Below are 16,939 nucleotides of genomic sequence, written 5' to 3' on the forward strand. Positions count from 1 at the left end.
CCGACCGTTGTCACTCGGCCGCGCCCGCTCCGACGAGCGCGCTCACCGCCCGCTCGAGATCGACCGGACTCGGGGCCGGCTCGGCCGTCCGCTTGCCGGCGCTCGCGACCGCACCCTCGCAGTCCGCGCCGGGGACGATCACGGCCTCGTGGTCCGCGATCCGCAGCGCGGCCCGGTGGAGGTCCGAGCCGGCCGGCTCGCCCACCCGGATCACCAGCGGCTCGCCGACCAGCCGCGAGACCGCGGTGCCGTAGCCCGCGAGCTGGGGCCCCATCCGGTCGCCCGCGCCCGCGAACGCCGAGAGCGCCCCGCGGGCGGCCTCGCGGTACTCCTCGTCGTCGGCCAGAACGGCCAGATCGAGCAGGCCGTCGGCGAGCTCGGCGGCCGTGTCGATCGGGTACAGCGGGTAGGAGAGCAGCCCCTCGCCCGCCGCGGGTCCGTCGCGGAACGCGCCGTTGTCGTCCTGAAGGGTTTCGATCGTGTAGTCGGCGACCTCTTGGGCGGTTTCGAGGGCCGCCTCGCTTCCCAGCACCTCGCGGGCCGTCGTCAGCGCGCGGAGCGTCCGGGCCTGGTCGGCGAGGGCGTCCCGGTCGCCGCCGGAGTGGTGGGCGACGCTTCCACCGTCGATCAGCTCCTCGAGGGCTCCGAGGGCGCGCTCGGCGAACCGCTTCGCCTCCGCGTCGTCGGTGTAGGCGTGGTAGGTCAGAAGCGCCTCGATCGCCAGCGCGTTCCGGCCCGCATACACCGTTTCGTCGACCGGCGGGCCGGTCCGGTCCTCGGGCGCGCCGTAGGAGTCGTCGGGGCCGGGTGCCTGGCTCCCGGCGAACGCCTCGCCCGTCCAGAGCGTCGTCGTCAGGTATTTCGCCGTGCGCCCGGCGGTCTCCCGGTAGGCCTCCTCGCCGGTCGCGAGATAGGCGTTCGCGAACGCCCTGCACAGCGCCGCGTTCTCGTCGGTCAGCTTCTCGTGGGAGATCTCGCTCCAGTCGCGATTCTCGGCGTACCGGAAGAAGCCACCCTCGTAGTCGTCGTGGAGGTGCGTACGGACCGCCTCCAGGGTCCGGCGGGCCGCCGCGCGGTCGCGCTTGAGCGCGAACTCGATGGTCCGGGGCATTGGGAACTTCGGCGCGTCGCCCCAGCCGCCGTACTCGTCGTCGAAGGCGGCCTCGAGGCGACCGAGCAGACTCCCCTCGATCCCCGCTTCGAGCGTGCCCGCCGGCGGCTCGCTGTCGCGAAGCGCCCGGGGGATCCGCCCGGCCTCGCTCCCGCGGTCGCTCCATACCCCCCGGACGCGCTCGAGGACGCTCCGCAGCCCCTCGATCCCCAGTTGGGTCGCGCCGGTGAGGATCTCCCCGTCGGGCGTACAGAAGACGACCGAGGGGAATCCGCCCATGTTGTAGCGGTCGCGCACGCGCGGGCGGCGGTCCGCGTCGACCTTGACCGGGACGAACTCCTCGAGGTTGGCGCGGATCTGGGGGTTCCCGAACGTCTTCTCCTCCATCTCCGCGCAGTCCGCACACCAGGTCGCCGAGAGGAAGAGCACGACCGGGACGTCCCGTTCGCGGGCCGCCGCGAACCCCTCCTCCCACGAGTGCCACTCGATCGCGCTCCGCGCATCGTCCATGGCGCCGGTACGGCCGGGACGTGTTAAGGCCCTCCGGTCCGGACACCGTCCCGTCGCCCGGGTCTGTTATCAGACCCCATATTGTCCTTTACTGACCGATCGGCATGTTAATAATCATGGATGCACATGCACCTGCAAGGCATACATGTACGTCTACAGCGTCACGCGACGGGGCGATTCGCTCTCGTCGATCACCATCGCCGACCCCGACGGCCGGACCGCCTCCTTCGCCGTCGAGCGGGGCAAGCCGGGCCCCGTGCTCGCACACACGCCGGAGCTGCCCGAATCGTGGCGCCGGGAGGCCGAAGCGTACGCGAACATCATGCTAGCGACCGAGATCGCTGCCTCCCCACGGACGGCGACCGCCTAAGTCGGGGGGTTCGTGCAATGTAAAGCGTTTTGGGCCCGCACCCGGTACTGCGGGGTATGTGGAAGCGCCTGCTGGCCGTGCTGATGATCGTTCCCCTCGTCGACGCGATCTTCCTGATCGTCGTCGCTGACTGGCTGTCCTGGCCAGTGACGGTGGCGCTGGTCGTCCTGACGGCGCTGCTGGGGACGCTGTTCGTCCGCGCGGAGGGCCGCCACACGATCCAGCGCTTCCAGCGCGCGCTCACCGAGGGACGGGCCCCGACCGACGAGCTGCTCGACGGCGGCTTTCTGATCGCCGCGGGCGCGCTGTTGCTCACCCCCGGGCTGGTCACCGACGCGATCGGCTTCCTGTTCGTCCTGCCGCCGAGCCGCTACGCCCTGCGAGGGCTGTTGAAGCGGTTCGTCGTCCGGCCGTACGTCGAGAAGAAGACCGGCGGCTTCGTCAGCGGGGACGTCTACACCTACGGCTTCCCGAACGCCAATGAGGGCGGAACCGGAAACGGGGGGACTGGCGGCGGGGAGACCGTCGACCTCGGCTCCGAGAACTACGACGTCGACGACGGCGAGGGGTCGTAACGAAGAGAAACCCTTAAACGGCGGACCGAAATAGGAATAGGTGCGCTCGCCTGGGCCGATAGCTCAGTTAGGTTGAGCGCTCGGCTGATAACCGGGAGGTCCGCGGTTCAAATCCGTGTCGGCCCACTCCAAGCGCGGGTCGGAACTCCCCAGCCAACCAATCCTCGCGGCGCTACTCCCTCCGAGACCCGTCTCTATGGAGTTCCTCCGGATACGATACTGTCGAAGTTCTCGGCGACACGTACCGACGGAACGTATCGAAAGGGATGGTCACCCGCCGGCAGGTGCGCCCCCATTGAGGTGCCTCTGACAGTTGCCGGCATTCTCTGTACCCCGCCCGGTATTATAGCCTTTTTTCTGACGTTCGGCTGACTAGTTGGTTGAGATTGAAATACTTCAAGCTAACATTAACCCGACCGACGATAGGCTCGGAAACGGGGTACGGCCCTCACGACCCGTCAGGAGGACCGTCATACTCCGGGGTCGACTCGGCCGAGGATACGGCTTGCTATCGACCGGGAGTAAACGGGGGCCGTCGGAGCGGCCGCTGGAAGGACGCGATCAGAGCAGTAACGAGACGATCGCGAGGATGACGAAGACGATGATGAAGATGCGGGCGATCTCCATGGAGATCCCCGCGACGCCGCGTGCGCCGACCGCGGCAGCGATGATCGCGAGGACGAAGAAGACGATCGCGTACTGGAGGAACTCGCCGGAGAACTGCAGCGGTACGAGCGCGTCCATCACGGTGCTGAGTTGAACCATGTCCTCCCGTTTCTCGGCCCCCTTCATATAGGTGGTGTGGGTTCGATCCGAGGGACACCGATCACGTACTTCAAGGCGCCCTCAGCGCAAGGGTCGGTATGGAGCTCGCAGCCCAGACGTGGCCGGACCTCGGCTCGTACTTCGAGACGGAGTCGCTCGCGCTGGTCCCCGTCGGCTCGACCGAACAGCACGGCCCCCACCTCCCCGAGGGAACCGATCACATCATCGCCGAGTCGCTCGCGCGCGCCGCGGCCACCCAATCGGGATTCCTCTGTACGCCCACCGTCAACGTCGGCGTCAGCCCGCACCACCGCCAGTTCCACGGGACGATGTGGGTCGACGCGCCCGTCTTTCGCGACTACATGGAGAGCCTCGTCTCGAACCTCACCTACCACGGGATCGACCGGGTCGTCTTCGTCAACGCCCACGGCGGCAACGTCCCCCACCTCCGGGAGGTGGGCCGTCGCCTGCACGACAGCGGGGAGGCATACGCGATCGAGTGGATGTGGGACGAGAGCATCCCGACCCTCGTCTCCGAACTGTTCGAGCAGAACGGCCCCCACGGCGGCCCCAAGGAGACGGCGATGATCCAGCACCTCGCGGGCGAGCTCGTCCGTGAGGACCGCTTCGAGGAGGCCTACGAGGGCGGCACCCGGTTCCCGAGCGACGACACCCACCAGAACGGCGCGCGGACCTTCTACGACTGCGTCGACAACTCCGAGAACGGCGTCTTCGGCGACCAGCGCGACGCGACCGCCGAGAAGGGCGAGCAGCTGTTCGAGGCGGCTTCCGAGCAGCTCTGTGAGCTCTGCCGATGGCTCAACGAGCAGCGGTTCGAGGACCTCGTCGCCAAACCCCACGTCTAAGGCGCCGAAACCGATACTTCTCCCATGGCGCCCGCCGACCTACGTCGGCACGGAGGTGTTCCTGCCGACGCACACGTTATAGTAACAAAACTTATATATTTGAAATTATAACATTGTTCGTACATGAGTGCGGAAGAGAACATCGCCGACTGCTACACCCATTCCCGGGAGTTCACCCACGAGGGCCACGCGTTTCGGGTCCGGATCAACGACGACCTGATGTCCTACACGGCGACCGTCTCGCGCGACGGCGAGGTCGTCACTGCCGTGACGGACCTCGGCCCGGAGGCGGCCGAGTGGTCACATTCGACGCTCGCCGACCTGGTCCTCGAGTGATCCACGAACCGTTCGGATCCATCTGAAAAACCGGTGAGGGCCGAGTCGCCGTCGCTTTAGGCGTCGGCCCCCTCGGGAGAGAGGTGAACCCGGACGAGATCCACCAGGAGTGGGCCGAGCGGTCGGGCGAGTACTCCCCGACCTACTACGCCTACCGCGGCCCCGACGAGGCGAGCGAACTGATCCGCGACGCGCTCGACTCACGTGCAGGGCCGGAGCCCTCGGTCCTCGAGCTCGGCTGTAGCTCGGGCCGCCACCTCTCCTTTCTGTACGAGCACGGCTATACGGATCTCGCCGGGATCGAGGTCAACGGGGAGGCGCTCTCGGTGATGGGGGAGAACTACCCCGAACTGGCCGCCGCGGGGACGTTCCACCTCGATACGATCGAGAACGCGATCCGGGAGTTCGAGGACGACGCGTTCGACGCGGTCTTCTCGGTCGAGACCCTCCAGCACATCCACCCGGACAACGAGTGGGTGTTCGACGAGATCGCCCGGATCACTTCGGGGCCCCTCGTCACCGTCGAGAACGAGGGTGAGGACGGCGACGACGTGAACTACGTCAACGACGAGTTCCCCCTCTACTACCGCGACTGGCGGCGGGTGTTCGCCGAGCGAGGATTCCGAGAGGCCGACTCGAAACGACTGAAACGCGATACGTTCCGCCTGTTTCGCCCCGAGTAGCCGTCGCGAACACCCCTCCTCGCTTTACCCTTCCTTCCGCCCCGAAGACGTCAACGTACAATTATTATCAACTAAATACATAGTAATTATTAAGTTCGTCAGACGTATAGCAGACGGTGGTGCGACACTAATGGCAACACACCCCGAAGGTCACTGTCGAAGCTGCGGCGAGCCCCTCCGGTTCCGACCGTGTCTCAACTGTCAGTGCGAGCCCATCCCCGTGATCGGCTCCGCTGTTCCTCCCTCCTGAGTCGCGCTTTACTCGAACGTCCAGTTCGTCTCCATTCGTGGCGAGTTCGCGAGCGTCTGATACACTACGCAGTACTTCTCGGTCGCGCGCTGGAGCGACGCCGCGGTCTCGGCGTCGACGTCGCCGTCGACCGTGACGTCCATCCGGATCTCCTCGAACCCGACCGGGACCTCCTCGTCGATCCCCAGCGTCCCCCGCAGGTCGAGGTCGCCGCTGACGTCGGTCTCGATCGAGGCGTCGAGGCCGAAGGCGTCGGCGACCGCCTGGGCGGTGAGCTGTGAACACGCCGCCAGCGCGCCCAGAAGGAGATCGCCCGAGCACGCGCCGGTCCCCGGCCCCGCCGCGCCCTCGTGGAGTTCGGCCTCGTAGACCGCCCGCCCGATGTCGACGTCACAGGAGCGTACGTCCGCCTGTTCGCTCCCCGTCGCCGACAGCGTGACCCTCGCCTCCTCGGGGTCCTCCGCGTATCGTTCCTTCAGCGGCGCCTGCTCCTCCTGTAAGCTGTTCTCTGCCATGTCTTCGGTATATAATCGTGATACTACTTAGGTGCTGGCGGTCGGGCGGAACCGGTGGGCGTCACCCCCTTCCCAACGCTTACGACCGCGAGGGAGGTCCTACCGAGCGTGAACGCCCTCTCGGATCCGACGAAGCGACGGTGGCTCGCCTGGGGCGCGCTGGCCACGGTCTTCCTCCTGGTCAACATCCACCGGCTCTCGACGGCGGTCCTCTCGGAGCGCCTGAGTGCGGGCTTCGGCATGACGGCCGCCCAGCTCGGCACGCTCCACGCCTCCTTTTTCCTGGTGTATGCCGCCATCCAGGTCCCGACGGGCGTGCTCGCGGATCGGGTCGGTCCCCGTCACGTCGGCTCGGCGGGCGCCGTCGTCCTCAGCCTCGGCGCGGTCGGGTTCGCGCTGGGCGACGGCTATCTCGTCGCCTTCCTCTCGCGGGGGCTCGTCGGCCTCGGCAGCGGCGTTATCTTCGTCTCGATCCTGCGGTTCTGTGCGAACTGGTACCGGGCCGACGAGTTCGGCACGATGACCGGGCTGACCGCCGGCATCGCCGGTCTCGGCGCGATCCTCGCGACGACGCCGCTTGCGGTCGGCGCCGAGGCGTTCGGCTGGCGGCGAACCATGTTGGGACTGGCCGCCGCCGGCCTCCTCGCGGGCGCCGCCGTCTACGTCCTCGCGCGGAGCTCCCCGGCCGATGCCGGGCTCGAACCCATCGAGGGCGTCCCCGAGCAGCCGAGCGTCTCGCTTTCGGAGACGGGCGCCCACCTCAGGACCCTCGGCGCCGACCGCGACCAGTGGCTCCTCTCGGCGGTGTTCTTCGCCGGCATGGGGACGGTGCTGACGCTCATCGGCCTCTGGGGCGTGCCGTATCTCGTCGCCATCTACGGGCTCGACGTGACGACCGCCTCCTACTACACCCTGCTGGGCTCGGTCGGCATGCTGGTCGGCCCGCCGACGATCGGCTGGTTCTCCGATCGGATCGGGCGCCGGCTCCCCCCGATGGTCGTCGGGCTCGGTTTCTTCGCCCTCGTCCTCGGAATCATCCCCGCCCTCGGCCGGCCGCCGCTTCCCGCCATCGCGGCGATCTACTTCCTCTGTGGCTTCCTCGTCGGCGCGGCGGTGCTCGCGCTCTCGGTCGTCAAGGACCGCTACCCGCCGGAGGCGAGCGGCGTCGCCACCGCGACCGTCAACACCGCCGGCTTCGTCGGCGCGACCGTCTTCCCGACGATCATGGGGGTGGCGCTCGACGCCTACCGGACGGGCGACGTCGTCGGCGGCACGGTCGTCTACACGGAGTTCGGCTACCGGGTGGCGTTCGCCGTCCTCGCCGGCGCGGTCGCGCTCGCCTTCCTGTGTTCGCTGTGGCTGCTGGTCCGCGAGCGCTGACCCCATCGACCCGCGCACCCGCCGCTGCAACCCCTACATATATGTTAGCAACACCCATGACATCGGACGGTGGAGGGTGCCATGGAGCCGACCGAGTTCGTCCGCCGGACGCGAAGCGGGGAGGCCGTCGACGAGTTCGACCGTCGGGTCGAGGTTCAGGCGGAGGCGGTCCGCGAGGCGTTCGAGGAGGGTGCGTTCGACCCCGACTTCCGCCTCGGGCTCGAGCTCGAGGGCTATGCCGTCGACGGCGACGGCCGGCTCACACACGTCCCCGAGTCCGCCTTCGGGACGGTCTGTGAGCGCGAGCTCGGCTGGCACAACGCGGAGCTGAACACCCCGCCGACGGCCTTCGACGCCGACGGGATCGACGCCCAGCGGACCGAGCTCGGCGGGCGACTCCGTGGACTCCGCCTGCTGCTCGCCGAGTCGGGTATCGGGTTCGTCACCGACGGGATGTGGGTGGTCGAGCCGCCCGGTGGGGCGTTCGCGTACCTGACCGACCGCCGCGAGGAGGACGGGCTCGCGCTCTCGACGAACATGTCGCCCGCGGCGCGCTACTACGCGCTCGACGCCGACATCACCGCGGGGGGAGCGGTCGAACTGGACGTCCCCGGCTGCAGTCGGCGCTTCCCGACGATCCTCGTCGAGTCGCTCACGGCCTCGATGCAGGTCCACCTGCAGGTCCCGTCCTCGGAGCTCGCTCGTTACCACAACGCGGCGCTTCGGACCGCCGGGCCGGTGCTGGCGCTGGCGGCGAACGCCCCGTTCCTGCCGGCCGGCCTCTACGACGACCCCGATCCCGCGATCGTCCTCGACGGCCCCGCCGAGCTTCGGGTTCCCGTCTTCGAGGCGATGAACGTCCGCGAGCCGGGGAAGGTCAGGTTCCCCCGCGACGTCGACTCGCCGACCGACGTGCTCGATCGCCTGCTCGCCGATCGGCGCTGTGTCCCCTGTCTCTCCGAGTGGTTCGACGGGGACGAGGGCGAGAATGAAGGCGGAGACAGGGATGGGGACGGCGGGTTCGGCGCCGAGTACTGGGAGCTGCTGCACAGACAGGGCACCTACTGGCGGTGGATCCGGCCGGTTCTGGGCCCGGAGGGGTTCCGGATCGAGTACCGGCTGCTGGCCGCCCAACCGACGGTCGCGGACACGATCGGGTTCCAGGCGCTCGTTGTCGGTCTCCTCCACGGGATCGTCACGAGTGATCATCCGCTGGCGGCGCTCCCCTGGTCCGACGCGCGCGAGTCGTTCTACGCGGCCGTCGACGATGGGCTCGACGCCCGGCTCTCCTGGATCGACCGGACCGGCGAGCGGACGACCGACCCCGAACGGATCTACGACGACCTGTTCACGACTGCCCGCGAGGGGCTCCGCGATCGCGGCTTCCCACCCGACCGGATCGACGGGTTGCTGGCCCCGATCGAGGGGCGCTGGACCGAGCGGACGTCGCCGAGCGACTGGAAGCGCGCCCGCGTCCGCGCCCGCCTTGAGGACGGGATGGGTCTCGAGCGGGCGATCGAGGACACGGGACGCGAGTACGTGCGCCGGGCGACGACGGGTGAGCCGTTCGTCGAATGGCTCCGGTAGCCCGGGCGTGAGGGAGGTATTATGTGGCCGCCTCCGGATGGCCCTGCATGGAAGACGCGATGGGATCGCTGCTCGCGCCCAACTCGATCGCCGTCGTCGGCGCGAGCCCCGACTCGTGGTACGCCTCGAACCTGATCGACAACCTCCTCGAGTACGGCTTCGAGGGCGAGGTCCACTACGTCAACCCGAGCCGCGAGGAGGTCTGGGGCGAGCCGTGTCATGACTCGATCGGCGAGGTCCCGACCGTCGTCGACCTCGCGGTCGTGAGCGTCCCCCGCGAGTACGTCCTCGGGGTCGTCGAGAGCGCCGGCGAGATGGGGGTGCCGAGCGCGATCGTCATCACCGCCGGCTTCGGCGAGGCCGACGAGGAAGGCCGGGAGCTTGAGGACCGGCTGGGCGAGCTCGGCGAGAAGTACGGGATGGCGATCTGCGGGCCCAACACGATCGGGCTCGCGAACACCCACGACGAGACGGTCGTCACCTCGACCTGCTCGCGAAAGCCCGGCAAGGGCTCGATCGGGCTGGTGAGCCAGTCGGGCGCGCTCGCGTTCACCACCTTCTACGAGCGCGCGGCCGACGAGGAGATCGACTTCGCCTACGTCGTCGCGACGGGCAACGAGGCGGCCCTCTCGATCACGGAGTACGTCGAGTTCATGGCCGGATCGGATCGCGTCGACGCGATCTGTGCCTACATCGAGGGGATCGACGACCCTCGCCGGTTCGTCGAGAGCGCGGACGAGGCGGTCCGGGAGGGAACCCCGGTCCTCGCGACGAAGGTCGGCCGTTCGGACGTGGCCGAGCAGGCGTCGCTCTCGCATACGGGCTCGGTGACCGGCGACGCCGCCGCCTGGGACGCAGCCTTCGAACGCGCGGGGGTCGAACGGGTCCCCGACATCCCCGACCTGCTGGGTCGCTCGCGCGCCCACACGGCGTTCGACCCGCCCGAGAGCCCGAACGTCTGTCTGGCCTCGACCAGCGGCGGGCTCGCGAGCCTGCTCGCCGACCTGGCCGCCGAACGCGGCCTCTCCTTACCTCCACTCGAAGGCGAAACCGAGCAAGCATTACTGGAGATGGAGGACCTCCTCACCTTCGGCGCGATGCACAACCCCGCCGACATCCGGGGGTACGGCGCGGACGTCCTCCCCGAGATCGCCGAAGCCCTGTTCGCCGACGACGCGTTCGACGCCTACGTCTTCGCCGTCGGGCTGCCGGCGGTCGGCGAGCGCGCCGAGGACATCGCCGACGCGATGCTCGAAGTGCGCGCGATGGCCGACGGCCCCGTGCTCTTCCTCTGGACCGGACGCAAGGGAAGCGACGGGAGCGAGCCGCCGCTGCCCTACGAGCGGGTGCGCCGGGAAACGCCGCTGTACTACGACCCCGGTCGGTGTCTCGACGCGCTCTCCTCGCTGGTCGGCTTCGGCGAGCGAACGGAACGGAAGCCGGCGCGGTCGCTGGCCGATCTCCCGCGAACCGAGACGCCGTCGTTTCCGGTCGAGAGCGTGCTGACCTGGGAGGAGGGCTCGCGGCTGCTCGAGGCGGGCGGCGTCGACCCCGCCGAGACCCGCCTCGCGACGAGCCCCGAGGAGGCGGCCGAACACGTCGAGGGGATCGACCGGCCGGCCGTCCTGAAGGTCGATTCACGGGAGCTTCCCCACCGCAGCGACGCGGGCGCGGTCGCCGTCGGCGTGACGGCAGGGGAGGCGTCCGAGCGCTACGAGGAGGTTGTGGAGAACGCCCGCGAGTACCTGGACGATGAGTCGGCGATCGAGGGCGTCCTCGTCCAGGAGCAGGCCGACCTCGCCTCGGCCACCGAGGTCCTGGTCGGCGTCTCGACCGACGAGAGCTTCGGGCCCGTCATCACCGTTGCCCCGGGCGGCGAGCTCGTCGAGCTGTTCGGCCCCGATGCCGGCGTGACGCTGCTACCGCCGGTCGGCGAGGAGGACGTCCGCGAGGCCATCGCCGACACCCGGCTTGACGAGCTCCTCTCGGGCTATCGCGGCCGACCGCCGGGCGACGTCGACGCGCTCGCGGAGCTGGTCGCCCGGGTCGGTGACCTCGCCGTCGGCGCGAGCGATCCCGCGATCGACGAGCTCGATCTCAACCCCGTGCTCGTCGGTCCCGATGGGGAGGGCGTCTCGATCGTCGATATCCTCGTCCGAACGGGTCGGTAACATCCCATTCCGCCCCCCACGATCGGTAGTTCTACTACCGTTCCGGGCCACGCAGCATCATGATCGAGGAAGGCGATCCAGCGCCCGATTTCACCGTCCCGGTCGCCGGCGGGGAGGCGTACAACGACGTCGGCGAGTTCACACTTTCGGAACACGTAGGAAACGGCCCCGTCGTTCTGGCCTTCTTCCCCGCCGCGTTCACGAGCGGCTGTACCGAGGAGCTCTGTACGTTTCGCGACTCGCTGGGTGCCTTCGAGGCGGTCGACGCGAGCGTCTACGGGATCAGCACCGACCTGCCCTTTGCCCAGAACGAGTTCATCCGCCAGGAGGGGCTGACGTTCCCGCTGCTGAGCGACTACGATCACGAGGCCATCGAGGCCTACGACGTCGTCCTCGAGGGGTTCTACGACGTCATGTCGGTCGCCGAGCGGGCCGTGTTCGTGATCGACGACGACGGGACGGTCGCCTATCGATGGGTTCGGGACGGCGAGAACCCCGACTTCGAGCAGCTCGTAAGCGAGGTCCGGGACGCGGTCGAGTCGGCGGCTCGACCGTCGTGATCGGGGTGGGTGAACTTCACACAGGTAGAGGGGGATATTGCCGCTATATGCGCTCTCAGGCCCGACCGTTCTCGCGCCCTCCACCCGTGAAGGAGCGCCTGGGGTCGGCAACACCACCGTAGTGGAGCGGTCGGGGTAGCTACCGCCCGTCGGGTTTCGAGACCACGATGGCTCGCGGCGAACGGGATGAGGATAATATTGCCGATTTTCGGCGGAACCACCAAATGTTGTGTACGGCGCGCTTCTCGTATAGCCACATCACCTACGGGGAGTCTAGTGGCATTTCGCTCACCCAGTAGCTGCTCGCGTCGGTCCGCGCTTCGAGCCGTCGGCCTCGCCTCCGCGGTGGGGCTCGCCGGCTGTTCGGCGTTCGCGGACTCGAACGACGGGCCGTCGATCCGCGTCTCGGGCGGGGTCGGCCCGCTGCCGATGATGCAGGTCTGGGCCGACGAGTACGAGGAGGCGAACGTGCAGGTTGCCGGTGGCGGGACGGGGAGGGGCGTCTCGGACGTGCTCAACGACCAGGTCGACATCGCGATGATGGGCCGCGAGCCCGACGAGGAGGAGGTCGAACAGGGGCTGTTCGCCGTCGCGATGCTCATGGACACCGTCGTCGGGACGATCAACGAGGAGAATCCGGTCCTCGACGCGATCAACGAGCAGGGGCTCTCACAGGAGGACCTCGCGGCGATCTTCACGCGCGAGGTCACCCATTGGAGCGAGGTCGTCGACGCCGACGCGGAGGACGACGAGATCGTCGTCTTCGGGCGGTCCGATTCCTCGGCGGCCTACCAGAAGTGGGGCGAGTTCCTCGGCGGGCTCTCGGAGAACGAACTCGAGAGCCACGCCGACGCGAACGTCAACGGTGACCAGGACATCGCCAGACAGGTACGCGCGGGCGTCAACGCGATCGGCTTCAACAACGTCAACTACATCTGGGACGCAAACACCGGCGAGATCGAGGGTGAGGTCCGGCCGATCCCGCTGGACCTCGACGGCGACGGCACGCTCAGCGACGAGGAGGCGTTCTACGAGACCCGCGAGGAGTTCCTCATCGCCGTCGAGGAGGGTATCTACCCCGAGCCGCCGGCCCGCCAGATGTTCCTGGCGGCAAACGACGAGTTCACCGAGGAGGCCGAGGCGTTCGTCGAGTGGATCCTCTCGGAGGGCCAGCAGTACGTCCGTGACAACGGTTACGTCCCGCTCACCGATGACGTCCTCGAAGAACAGCGCCGAACGCTGGCGGAGGGGCGCTGAATGGCGTCCGAAACGGGCACCGAATCGGCCGGGCGTTCCTCGACCGTCCGGCGTCGGCTGCTCGCGGAGCGTCTGAGCAGCGCCGGGCTCGCCTTGGCGGCGCTCTTCGCCATCGGCCTGTTCGCGCTGGTCGTCGCCATCCTCGTCTGGGAGTCGGCCCCGATCCTCGCCGAACAGCCCCTTTCGGAGCTCCTGCTCTCCTCGAACTGGAACCCCGCACAGGGCGAGTTCGGCTTCCTGCCCGCGATCGTCGGCACGCTCTACGTGACCGGCATCTCGATGGCGATCGGGATTCCTCTAGCCCTCCTCTCGGCGATCTACCTCGCCGAGTACGCCGACGGGCGAACCCAGACGCTTCTGGCCTCATTCATCGACGTGCTCGCGGCGGTCCCGGGGGTCGTCTTCGGGCTGATCGGCCTGATCGTCGTCGTTCCCTTCGTCGGGGACTACCTCGCGCCGGCGCTGGGCGTCCAGAGCACTGGATTGGGAATCCTGACGGCGAGCCTGGTCCTCTCGATCATCGTCGTCCCCTACATGGTCTCGCTCACCGTCGAGTCCCTCGAAGCCCTGCCCGACGAGCTGCGCGAATCGGCGCTCGCGCTCGGGATGACCAAATGGGGGATGATCAGGGGCGTCCTGCTCCGTGCGGCGGGACCGGGGATCCTCTCGGCGATCCTGCTCGGCTTCGGCCGGGCGTTCGGCGCGACGATGGCGGTCGTGATGGTGATCGGCGGGATGACCGCGCTGCCCGACTCGGTGTTCGAGCCGGGCCAGACCCTCTCGACGCTCATCGTCAACGACTTCGGCGAGCTGATGTCCGTGCCGACCACCCAGTCGGCGCTGATCTTCGTCGGGCTGATGCTGCTGGTGATCGTCTGGACGTTCAACCTCGGTGCGATGCTGCTTCGCCGCCGGCTCGAACGGAGGTGGCAGTACTGATGGATCGATACACCGAACAGAAGCTCTTCGGCGTCCTGATGCGTGCGAGCGTTGCAGTCGTCATCGGGGCGCTGGCGATCATCGTCGGCGTGACGCTGGTCCGTGGCGGGGCGGTCCTCGCCTCGGACCCGACGCTCGCGATCACGCCGCCGGGCCCGACCTACCTGATCGACGGCGGCGGGGGCTTCCTGCACGCGATGGTCGGCAGCCTCTTCATCGTCGTCCCGGCGACGGTCGCCTCGACGGCGGTCGCGCTCTCGACGGCGATCTACCTCCAGAGCGACTACTCGAGCGAGCGCTTCGCCGAGTGGGTGAACCTCTTTCTGAACGTGCTCTGGGGGACCCCGCCGATCGTCTACGGCGTCTTCGTGCTCACCCTGCTGATCTTCGCGGGGGCGCGTGCCAGCCTCGTCGCCGGGATCGTTTCGATCGCGATCTTCCAGTACCCGATCATCACACGGTACGCGGACGAGGCGCTTCGCTCCGTCTCCACCGAGCTCAAGGAGACGACCTACGCGCTCGGCTCGACCCGCTTCGAAACCGCCCGGATCACGCTTCGGGCGGCGTTTCCGGGCATCGTCGCCGGCGTCATCATGGGCTTCGCCCGCGGCATCGGCGACGCCGCGACGGTGCTCTTCACCGCCGGCGGCGCGACCGACATGCCCACCGGCCCCTTCGAGCCGGCGACGACGCTCCCGATCCTCATCTTCGAGCAGGCGACCTCGTTCAACGCCGAGGTGCGCTCGCACGCCTACGCCGCGGCGTTCGTCCTCATGGTCGTCGTGCTCGTTTTGATCCTCGTCTCGAAGCTGCTCGCGGGCCGCTTTGCCCGATTCGTCCCCGGAAGTGATACCCAATGAGTCACCACCCAGCGATCCGTACGGAAGGCCTCTCGCCCACCTACACTGGCGAGCGCGAGGTCGAGGCACTGAAAGACGTCACCATCGACTTCGACCGCAACCGCCTGACGGCCATCATCGGCCCCTCGGGCTGTGGCAAGTCCACGCTGTTGAAGTCGCTGAACCGGCTGCACGAGATCCAGTCGAACGTCGAGATCGAGGGCGAGGTCTACGTCGGCGACGAACCGCTCTACAGCACCGACCGACCGCTGCCCGAGATCCGAAAGCACATCGGCTACGTTCCACAGAAGCCGACGCCGCTTCCCCTCTCGGTCTACGAGAACGTCGCCTACGGCCCGAAGATCCACGGCGACCACACCGACGAGGAGCTCGACGCGATCGTCGAGAACTGCCTGCGGAAGGTGAACCTCTGGGAGGAGGTCGAGGACAGGTTGGACGCCTCGGGCGCACAGCTCTCGATGGGGCAGATCCAGCGGCTCTGTCTCGCCCGCGCGCTCGCGGTCGATCCGGACGTGCTGCTCTGTGACGAGGTGACCTCGGCGCTCGACCCCGTCTCCGCGGAGACGGTCGAGGAGACGCTCGCCTCGCTCAAGGAGGAGTACACGATCGTCATGGTGACTCACAGCATGGAACAGGCCAAACGCCTTGCCGACGAGGTAGTGTTCCTCTATCTCGGCGAGCTCGTCGAGGCCAACGACACGCGCTCGTTCTTCGAGGACCCCTCGGACGAGCGCACCAGGGAGTTCGTCTCGGGCCACGACACCGTCGAGTTCGACGCCGGGGAACGGCGCCGGGACGAGGCCGAGCCCACGACGAGCGACGACTGAGCGCGAAGCGGTCCCCTCTACCCGCCCTCGAGCAGCGCCCCGTCACCGTGTTCCTCGCGGAGCCGATCGAGATACTCCCGTTGTTCTTCGAGCCGTGGCGTCGGCTCCTTGAAGGCGTGCTCGAACATCCCGGCCGGATCGGCCTCGTACCCCTCGGCCCGGTCGACGAGCTCCGTGATCGACTCCTCGATCCCCTCGTCGATTTCCTCGATCCCCTCGTCGTCGAGCACTCCCTCGTTTCGGAGGTACACCTCGAAGCGGTCGATGGGATCCTTCTCCCGCCACTCCTCGACCTCCTCGTCCTCGCGGTAGTTCGATGGGTCGTCGGCGGTGGTATGGGCGCCGTAGTGGTACTGGATCGCCTCGATCAGGGTCGGGCGGGCCTCGCTCTCGTCGGGATCGAGCGCCTTCTCGCGTGCGGCGTGTGTCACGACGTAGGTCGCGAGCGGGTCCATGCCGTCGACCTGAACGCCCTCGAAGCCGTAGGCGGTCGCCTTTTGTGCGAGCGTCTCGCTTGCGGTCTGGCGTTCTCTGGGCACCGAGATCGCCCACTGGTTGTTGTTGCAAAAGAAGACGTTGGGGGTGTCGAACACGCCGGCGAAGTTCAGCGCTTCATGGAAGTCGCCCTCGCTGGTGGCGCCGTCCCCGAAGTGTGCGACGCTCACCCGCTCGTCGCCCGCCAGTTTCGCGGCCCACGCCCAGCCGACGGCATGGGGAAGGTGGTCGGCGATGGTGATGTTCAGGGGAAACACCTCGAGGTCGGCGAGGGCAGCGTTGCCCGCCTCGTGGCCCATCCAGTAGAGTAGGTACTCCCAGGGCATTCCGCGTGCGACGAGCGCGCCGTGCTCGCGGTACTGATAGGAGAGCATGTCGTCGTCGGCCAGCGCGTAGGTGCTGCCGATCTGCGAGCCCTCCTGGCCCGCGAGCGAGGAGTACGTCCCCATCCGGCCCTGGCGCTGGAGGCTGATCATGCGCTCGTCGAAGCGCCGACAGAACCGCATGTCCCGGTACATCGCCGCCAGCCGTTCGGGCCCGAGATCCGGAACGAGCTCGGGCGCGACGACGCTCCCGTCGGGGGCGAGCACCTCCACCCGGTCGTCCGGCGCCCGATCCAGTACGGCTCGTGTCATACTCCCGATAGCGTCGACGAGACTCATAAAGCCGTACGCTCCTCCGCCGGCCCGATAGCGCGATCGCTCGTCGCCCGAGCGGACATCTCGCTCACCTGGCAGAAAGCTTTATTATGATGCGTGCTATCTTGTCACATACGCCCGTCACCCAGTCGGCATCCGGCGGGCATCACGAACGACCGCATCGCACGACGAACACCCTGCACGAAATCAACACATCGAGAACGAACGACACTGCGACACCACG

17 protein-coding genes and 1 tRNA gene are annotated in these 16,939 nt (G+C 68.1%); 14 read left to right on the forward strand and 4 right to left on the reverse strand.

Annotation, left to right across the window (positions count from 1 at the left end):
• Positions 1 to 10 precede the first annotated feature (10 nt).
• Positions 11 to 1,621, reverse strand: coding sequence for a DUF255 domain-containing protein (locus tag WOA58_RS10820; RefSeq protein ID WP_340604213.1), 1,611 nt, complete (start codon positions 1,619 to 1,621; stop codon positions 11 to 13).
• A gap of 145 nt (positions 1,622 to 1,766) precedes the next feature.
• Here WOA58_RS10820 and WOA58_RS10825 point away from each other — a divergent pair, with 145 nt between their 5' ends.
• The 3 genes from WOA58_RS10825 to WOA58_RS10835 all read left to right on the forward strand — a co-directional run bounded on the left by WOA58_RS10825 (position 1,767) and on the right by WOA58_RS10835 (position 2,692).
• Positions 1,767 to 1,991: a hypothetical protein gene (locus tag WOA58_RS10825; RefSeq protein ID WP_340604214.1), complete on the forward strand. Its 225-nt coding sequence runs from the start codon at positions 1,767 to 1,769 to the stop codon at positions 1,989 to 1,991.
• A 56-nt stretch (positions 1,992 to 2,047) separates the two neighbouring features.
• Positions 2,048 to 2,566 carry an FxsA family protein gene (locus WOA58_RS10830; RefSeq protein WP_340604215.1) on the forward strand — a complete coding sequence of 173 codons (519 nt, stop codon included), beginning with the start codon at positions 2,048 to 2,050 and terminating at the stop codon, positions 2,564 to 2,566.
• A 52-nt stretch (positions 2,567 to 2,618) separates the two neighbouring features.
• Positions 2,619 to 2,692: transfer RNA gene (locus WOA58_RS10835), tRNA-Ile, on the forward strand.
• A gap of 435 nt (positions 2,693 to 3,127) precedes the next feature.
• Here the strand turns inward: WOA58_RS10835 and WOA58_RS10840 are convergent.
• Positions 3,128 to 3,331 carry a DUF1328 family protein gene (locus WOA58_RS10840; RefSeq protein ID WP_340604216.1) on the reverse strand — a complete coding sequence of 68 codons (204 nt, stop codon included), beginning with the start codon at positions 3,329 to 3,331 and terminating at the stop codon, positions 3,128 to 3,130.
• 98 nt (positions 3,332 to 3,429) lie between these two features.
• Here WOA58_RS10840 and WOA58_RS10845 point away from each other — a divergent pair, with 98 nt between their 5' ends.
• The 3 genes from WOA58_RS10845 to WOA58_RS10855 all read left to right on the forward strand — a co-directional run bounded on the left by WOA58_RS10845 (position 3,430) and on the right by WOA58_RS10855 (position 5,216).
• Positions 3,430 to 4,197, forward strand: coding sequence for a creatininase family protein (locus WOA58_RS10845; protein ID WP_340604217.1), 768 nt, complete (start codon positions 3,430 to 3,432; stop codon positions 4,195 to 4,197).
• Positions 4,198 to 4,320: 123 nt separating this feature from the next.
• On the forward strand, positions 4,321 to 4,533 hold the full coding sequence (locus WOA58_RS10850) for a hypothetical protein (protein ID WP_340604218.1): 213 nt from the start codon (positions 4,321 to 4,323) through the stop codon (positions 4,531 to 4,533).
• 83 nt (positions 4,534 to 4,616) lie between these two features.
• Entirely contained in the window at positions 4,617 to 5,216 is a 600-nt protein-coding gene (locus WOA58_RS10855) for a class I SAM-dependent methyltransferase (protein ID WP_340604219.1), read from the forward strand.
• Positions 5,217 to 5,474: 258 nt separating this feature from the next.
• On the opposite strand, the gene WOA58_RS10860 is transcribed toward WOA58_RS10855, so the two are convergent.
• A complete protein-coding gene (locus WOA58_RS10860; RefSeq protein WP_340604220.1) occupies positions 5,475 to 5,981 on the reverse strand; it encodes an OsmC family protein in 507 nt (168 codons plus the stop codon).
• Between the two features lie 108 nt (positions 5,982 to 6,089).
• On the opposite strand from WOA58_RS10860, the gene WOA58_RS10865 reads away from it, so the two are divergent.
• The 8 genes from WOA58_RS10865 (at position 6,090) to WOA58_RS10900 (ending at position 15,562) form a co-directional block, all read left to right on the forward strand.
• A complete protein-coding gene (locus WOA58_RS10865; RefSeq protein WP_340604221.1) occupies positions 6,090 to 7,361 on the forward strand; it encodes an MFS transporter in 1,272 nt (423 codons plus the stop codon).
• 81 nt (positions 7,362 to 7,442) lie between these two features.
• On the forward strand, positions 7,443 to 8,948 hold the full coding sequence (locus WOA58_RS10870) for a hypothetical protein (RefSeq protein WP_340604222.1): 1,506 nt from the start codon (positions 7,443 to 7,445) through the stop codon (positions 8,946 to 8,948).
• 47 nt (positions 8,949 to 8,995) lie between these two features.
• Complete coding sequence (locus WOA58_RS10875) at positions 8,996 to 11,119, forward strand: acetate--CoA ligase family protein (protein WP_340604223.1); 2,124 nt, start codon at positions 8,996 to 8,998, stop codon at positions 11,117 to 11,119.
• A gap of 59 nt (positions 11,120 to 11,178) precedes the next feature.
• Entirely contained in the window at positions 11,179 to 11,679 is a 501-nt protein-coding gene (locus WOA58_RS10880) for a peroxiredoxin (RefSeq protein WP_340604224.1), read from the forward strand.
• 276 nt (positions 11,680 to 11,955) lie between these two features.
• A complete protein-coding gene (locus WOA58_RS10885; protein ID WP_340604225.1) occupies positions 11,956 to 12,936 on the forward strand; it encodes a PstS family phosphate ABC transporter substrate-binding protein in 981 nt (326 codons plus the stop codon).
• Positions 12,937 to 13,875, forward strand: a complete 939-nt coding sequence (gene pstC, locus WOA58_RS10890) for a phosphate ABC transporter permease subunit PstC (protein WP_340604226.1) — start codon at positions 12,937 to 12,939, stop codon at positions 13,873 to 13,875.
• Entirely contained in the window at positions 13,875 to 14,735 is an 861-nt protein-coding gene (locus WOA58_RS10895) for a PstA family ABC transporter permease (protein ID WP_340604227.1), read from the forward strand. The genes pstC and WOA58_RS10895 overlap by 1 nt, the downstream gene beginning before the upstream one ends.
• Entirely contained in the window at positions 14,732 to 15,562 is an 831-nt protein-coding gene (locus WOA58_RS10900; RefSeq protein WP_340604228.1) for a phosphate ABC transporter ATP-binding protein, read from the forward strand. The genes WOA58_RS10895 and WOA58_RS10900 overlap by 4 nt, the downstream gene beginning before the upstream one ends.
• A 17-nt stretch (positions 15,563 to 15,579) precedes the next feature.
• Here WOA58_RS10900 and pdhA read toward each other — a convergent pair whose 3' ends face one another.
• Entirely contained in the window at positions 15,580 to 16,692 is a 1,113-nt protein-coding gene (pdhA, locus tag WOA58_RS10905; protein ID WP_340604230.1) for a pyruvate dehydrogenase (acetyl-transferring) E1 component subunit alpha, read from the reverse strand.
• Between the last annotated feature and the right edge of the window lie 247 nt (positions 16,693 to 16,939).

This window comes from Halalkalicoccus tibetensis (assembly GCF_037996645.1).
In the GTDB taxonomy this organism is placed as follows: Archaea; Halobacteriota; Halobacteria; order Halobacteriales; family Halalkalicoccaceae; genus Halalkalicoccus; species Halalkalicoccus tibetensis.

Bases quoted from the DNA above. Each gene is read 5' to 3' on its own strand.
- WOA58_RS10840 (WP_340604216.1), bottom strand. From the start codon at position 3,331: ATGGTTCAACTCAGCACCGTGATGGACGCGCTCGTACCGCTGCAGTTC.
- WOA58_RS10875 (WP_340604223.1), top strand. From the start codon at position 8,996: ATGGAAGACGCGATGGGATCGCTGCTCGCGCCCAACTCGATCGCCGTC.
- WOA58_RS10825 (WP_340604214.1), top strand. From the start codon at position 1,767: ATGTACGTCTACAGCGTCACGCGACGGGGCGATTCGCTCTCGTCGATC.
- WOA58_RS10845 (WP_340604217.1), top strand. From the start codon at position 3,430: ATGGAGCTCGCAGCCCAGACGTGGCCGGACCTCGGCTCGTACTTCGAG.
- WOA58_RS10900 (WP_340604228.1), top strand. From the start codon at position 14,732: ATGAGTCACCACCCAGCGATCCGTACGGAAGGCCTCTCGCCCACCTAC.
- WOA58_RS10895 (WP_340604227.1), top strand. From the start codon at position 13,875: ATGGATCGATACACCGAACAGAAGCTCTTCGGCGTCCTGATGCGTGCG.
- pstC (WP_340604226.1), top strand. From the start codon at position 12,937: ATGGCGTCCGAAACGGGCACCGAATCGGCCGGGCGTTCCTCGACCGTC.
- WOA58_RS10860 (WP_340604220.1), bottom strand. From the start codon at position 5,981: ATGGCAGAGAACAGCTTACAGGAGGAGCAGGCGCCGCTGAAGGAACGA.
- WOA58_RS10850 (WP_340604218.1), top strand. From the start codon at position 4,321: ATGAGTGCGGAAGAGAACATCGCCGACTGCTACACCCATTCCCGGGAG.
- WOA58_RS10870 (WP_340604222.1), top strand. From the start codon at position 7,443: ATGGAGCCGACCGAGTTCGTCCGCCGGACGCGAAGCGGGGAGGCCGTC.
- WOA58_RS10880 (WP_340604224.1), top strand. From the start codon at position 11,179: ATGATCGAGGAAGGCGATCCAGCGCCCGATTTCACCGTCCCGGTCGCC.
- WOA58_RS10820 (WP_340604213.1), bottom strand. From the start codon at position 1,621: ATGGACGATGCGCGGAGCGCGATCGAGTGGCACTCGTGGGAGGAGGGG.
- pdhA (WP_340604230.1), bottom strand. From the start codon at position 16,692: ATGACACGAGCCGTACTGGATCGGGCGCCGGACGACCGGGTGGAGGTG.
- WOA58_RS10830 (WP_340604215.1), top strand. From the start codon at position 2,048: ATGTGGAAGCGCCTGCTGGCCGTGCTGATGATCGTTCCCCTCGTCGAC.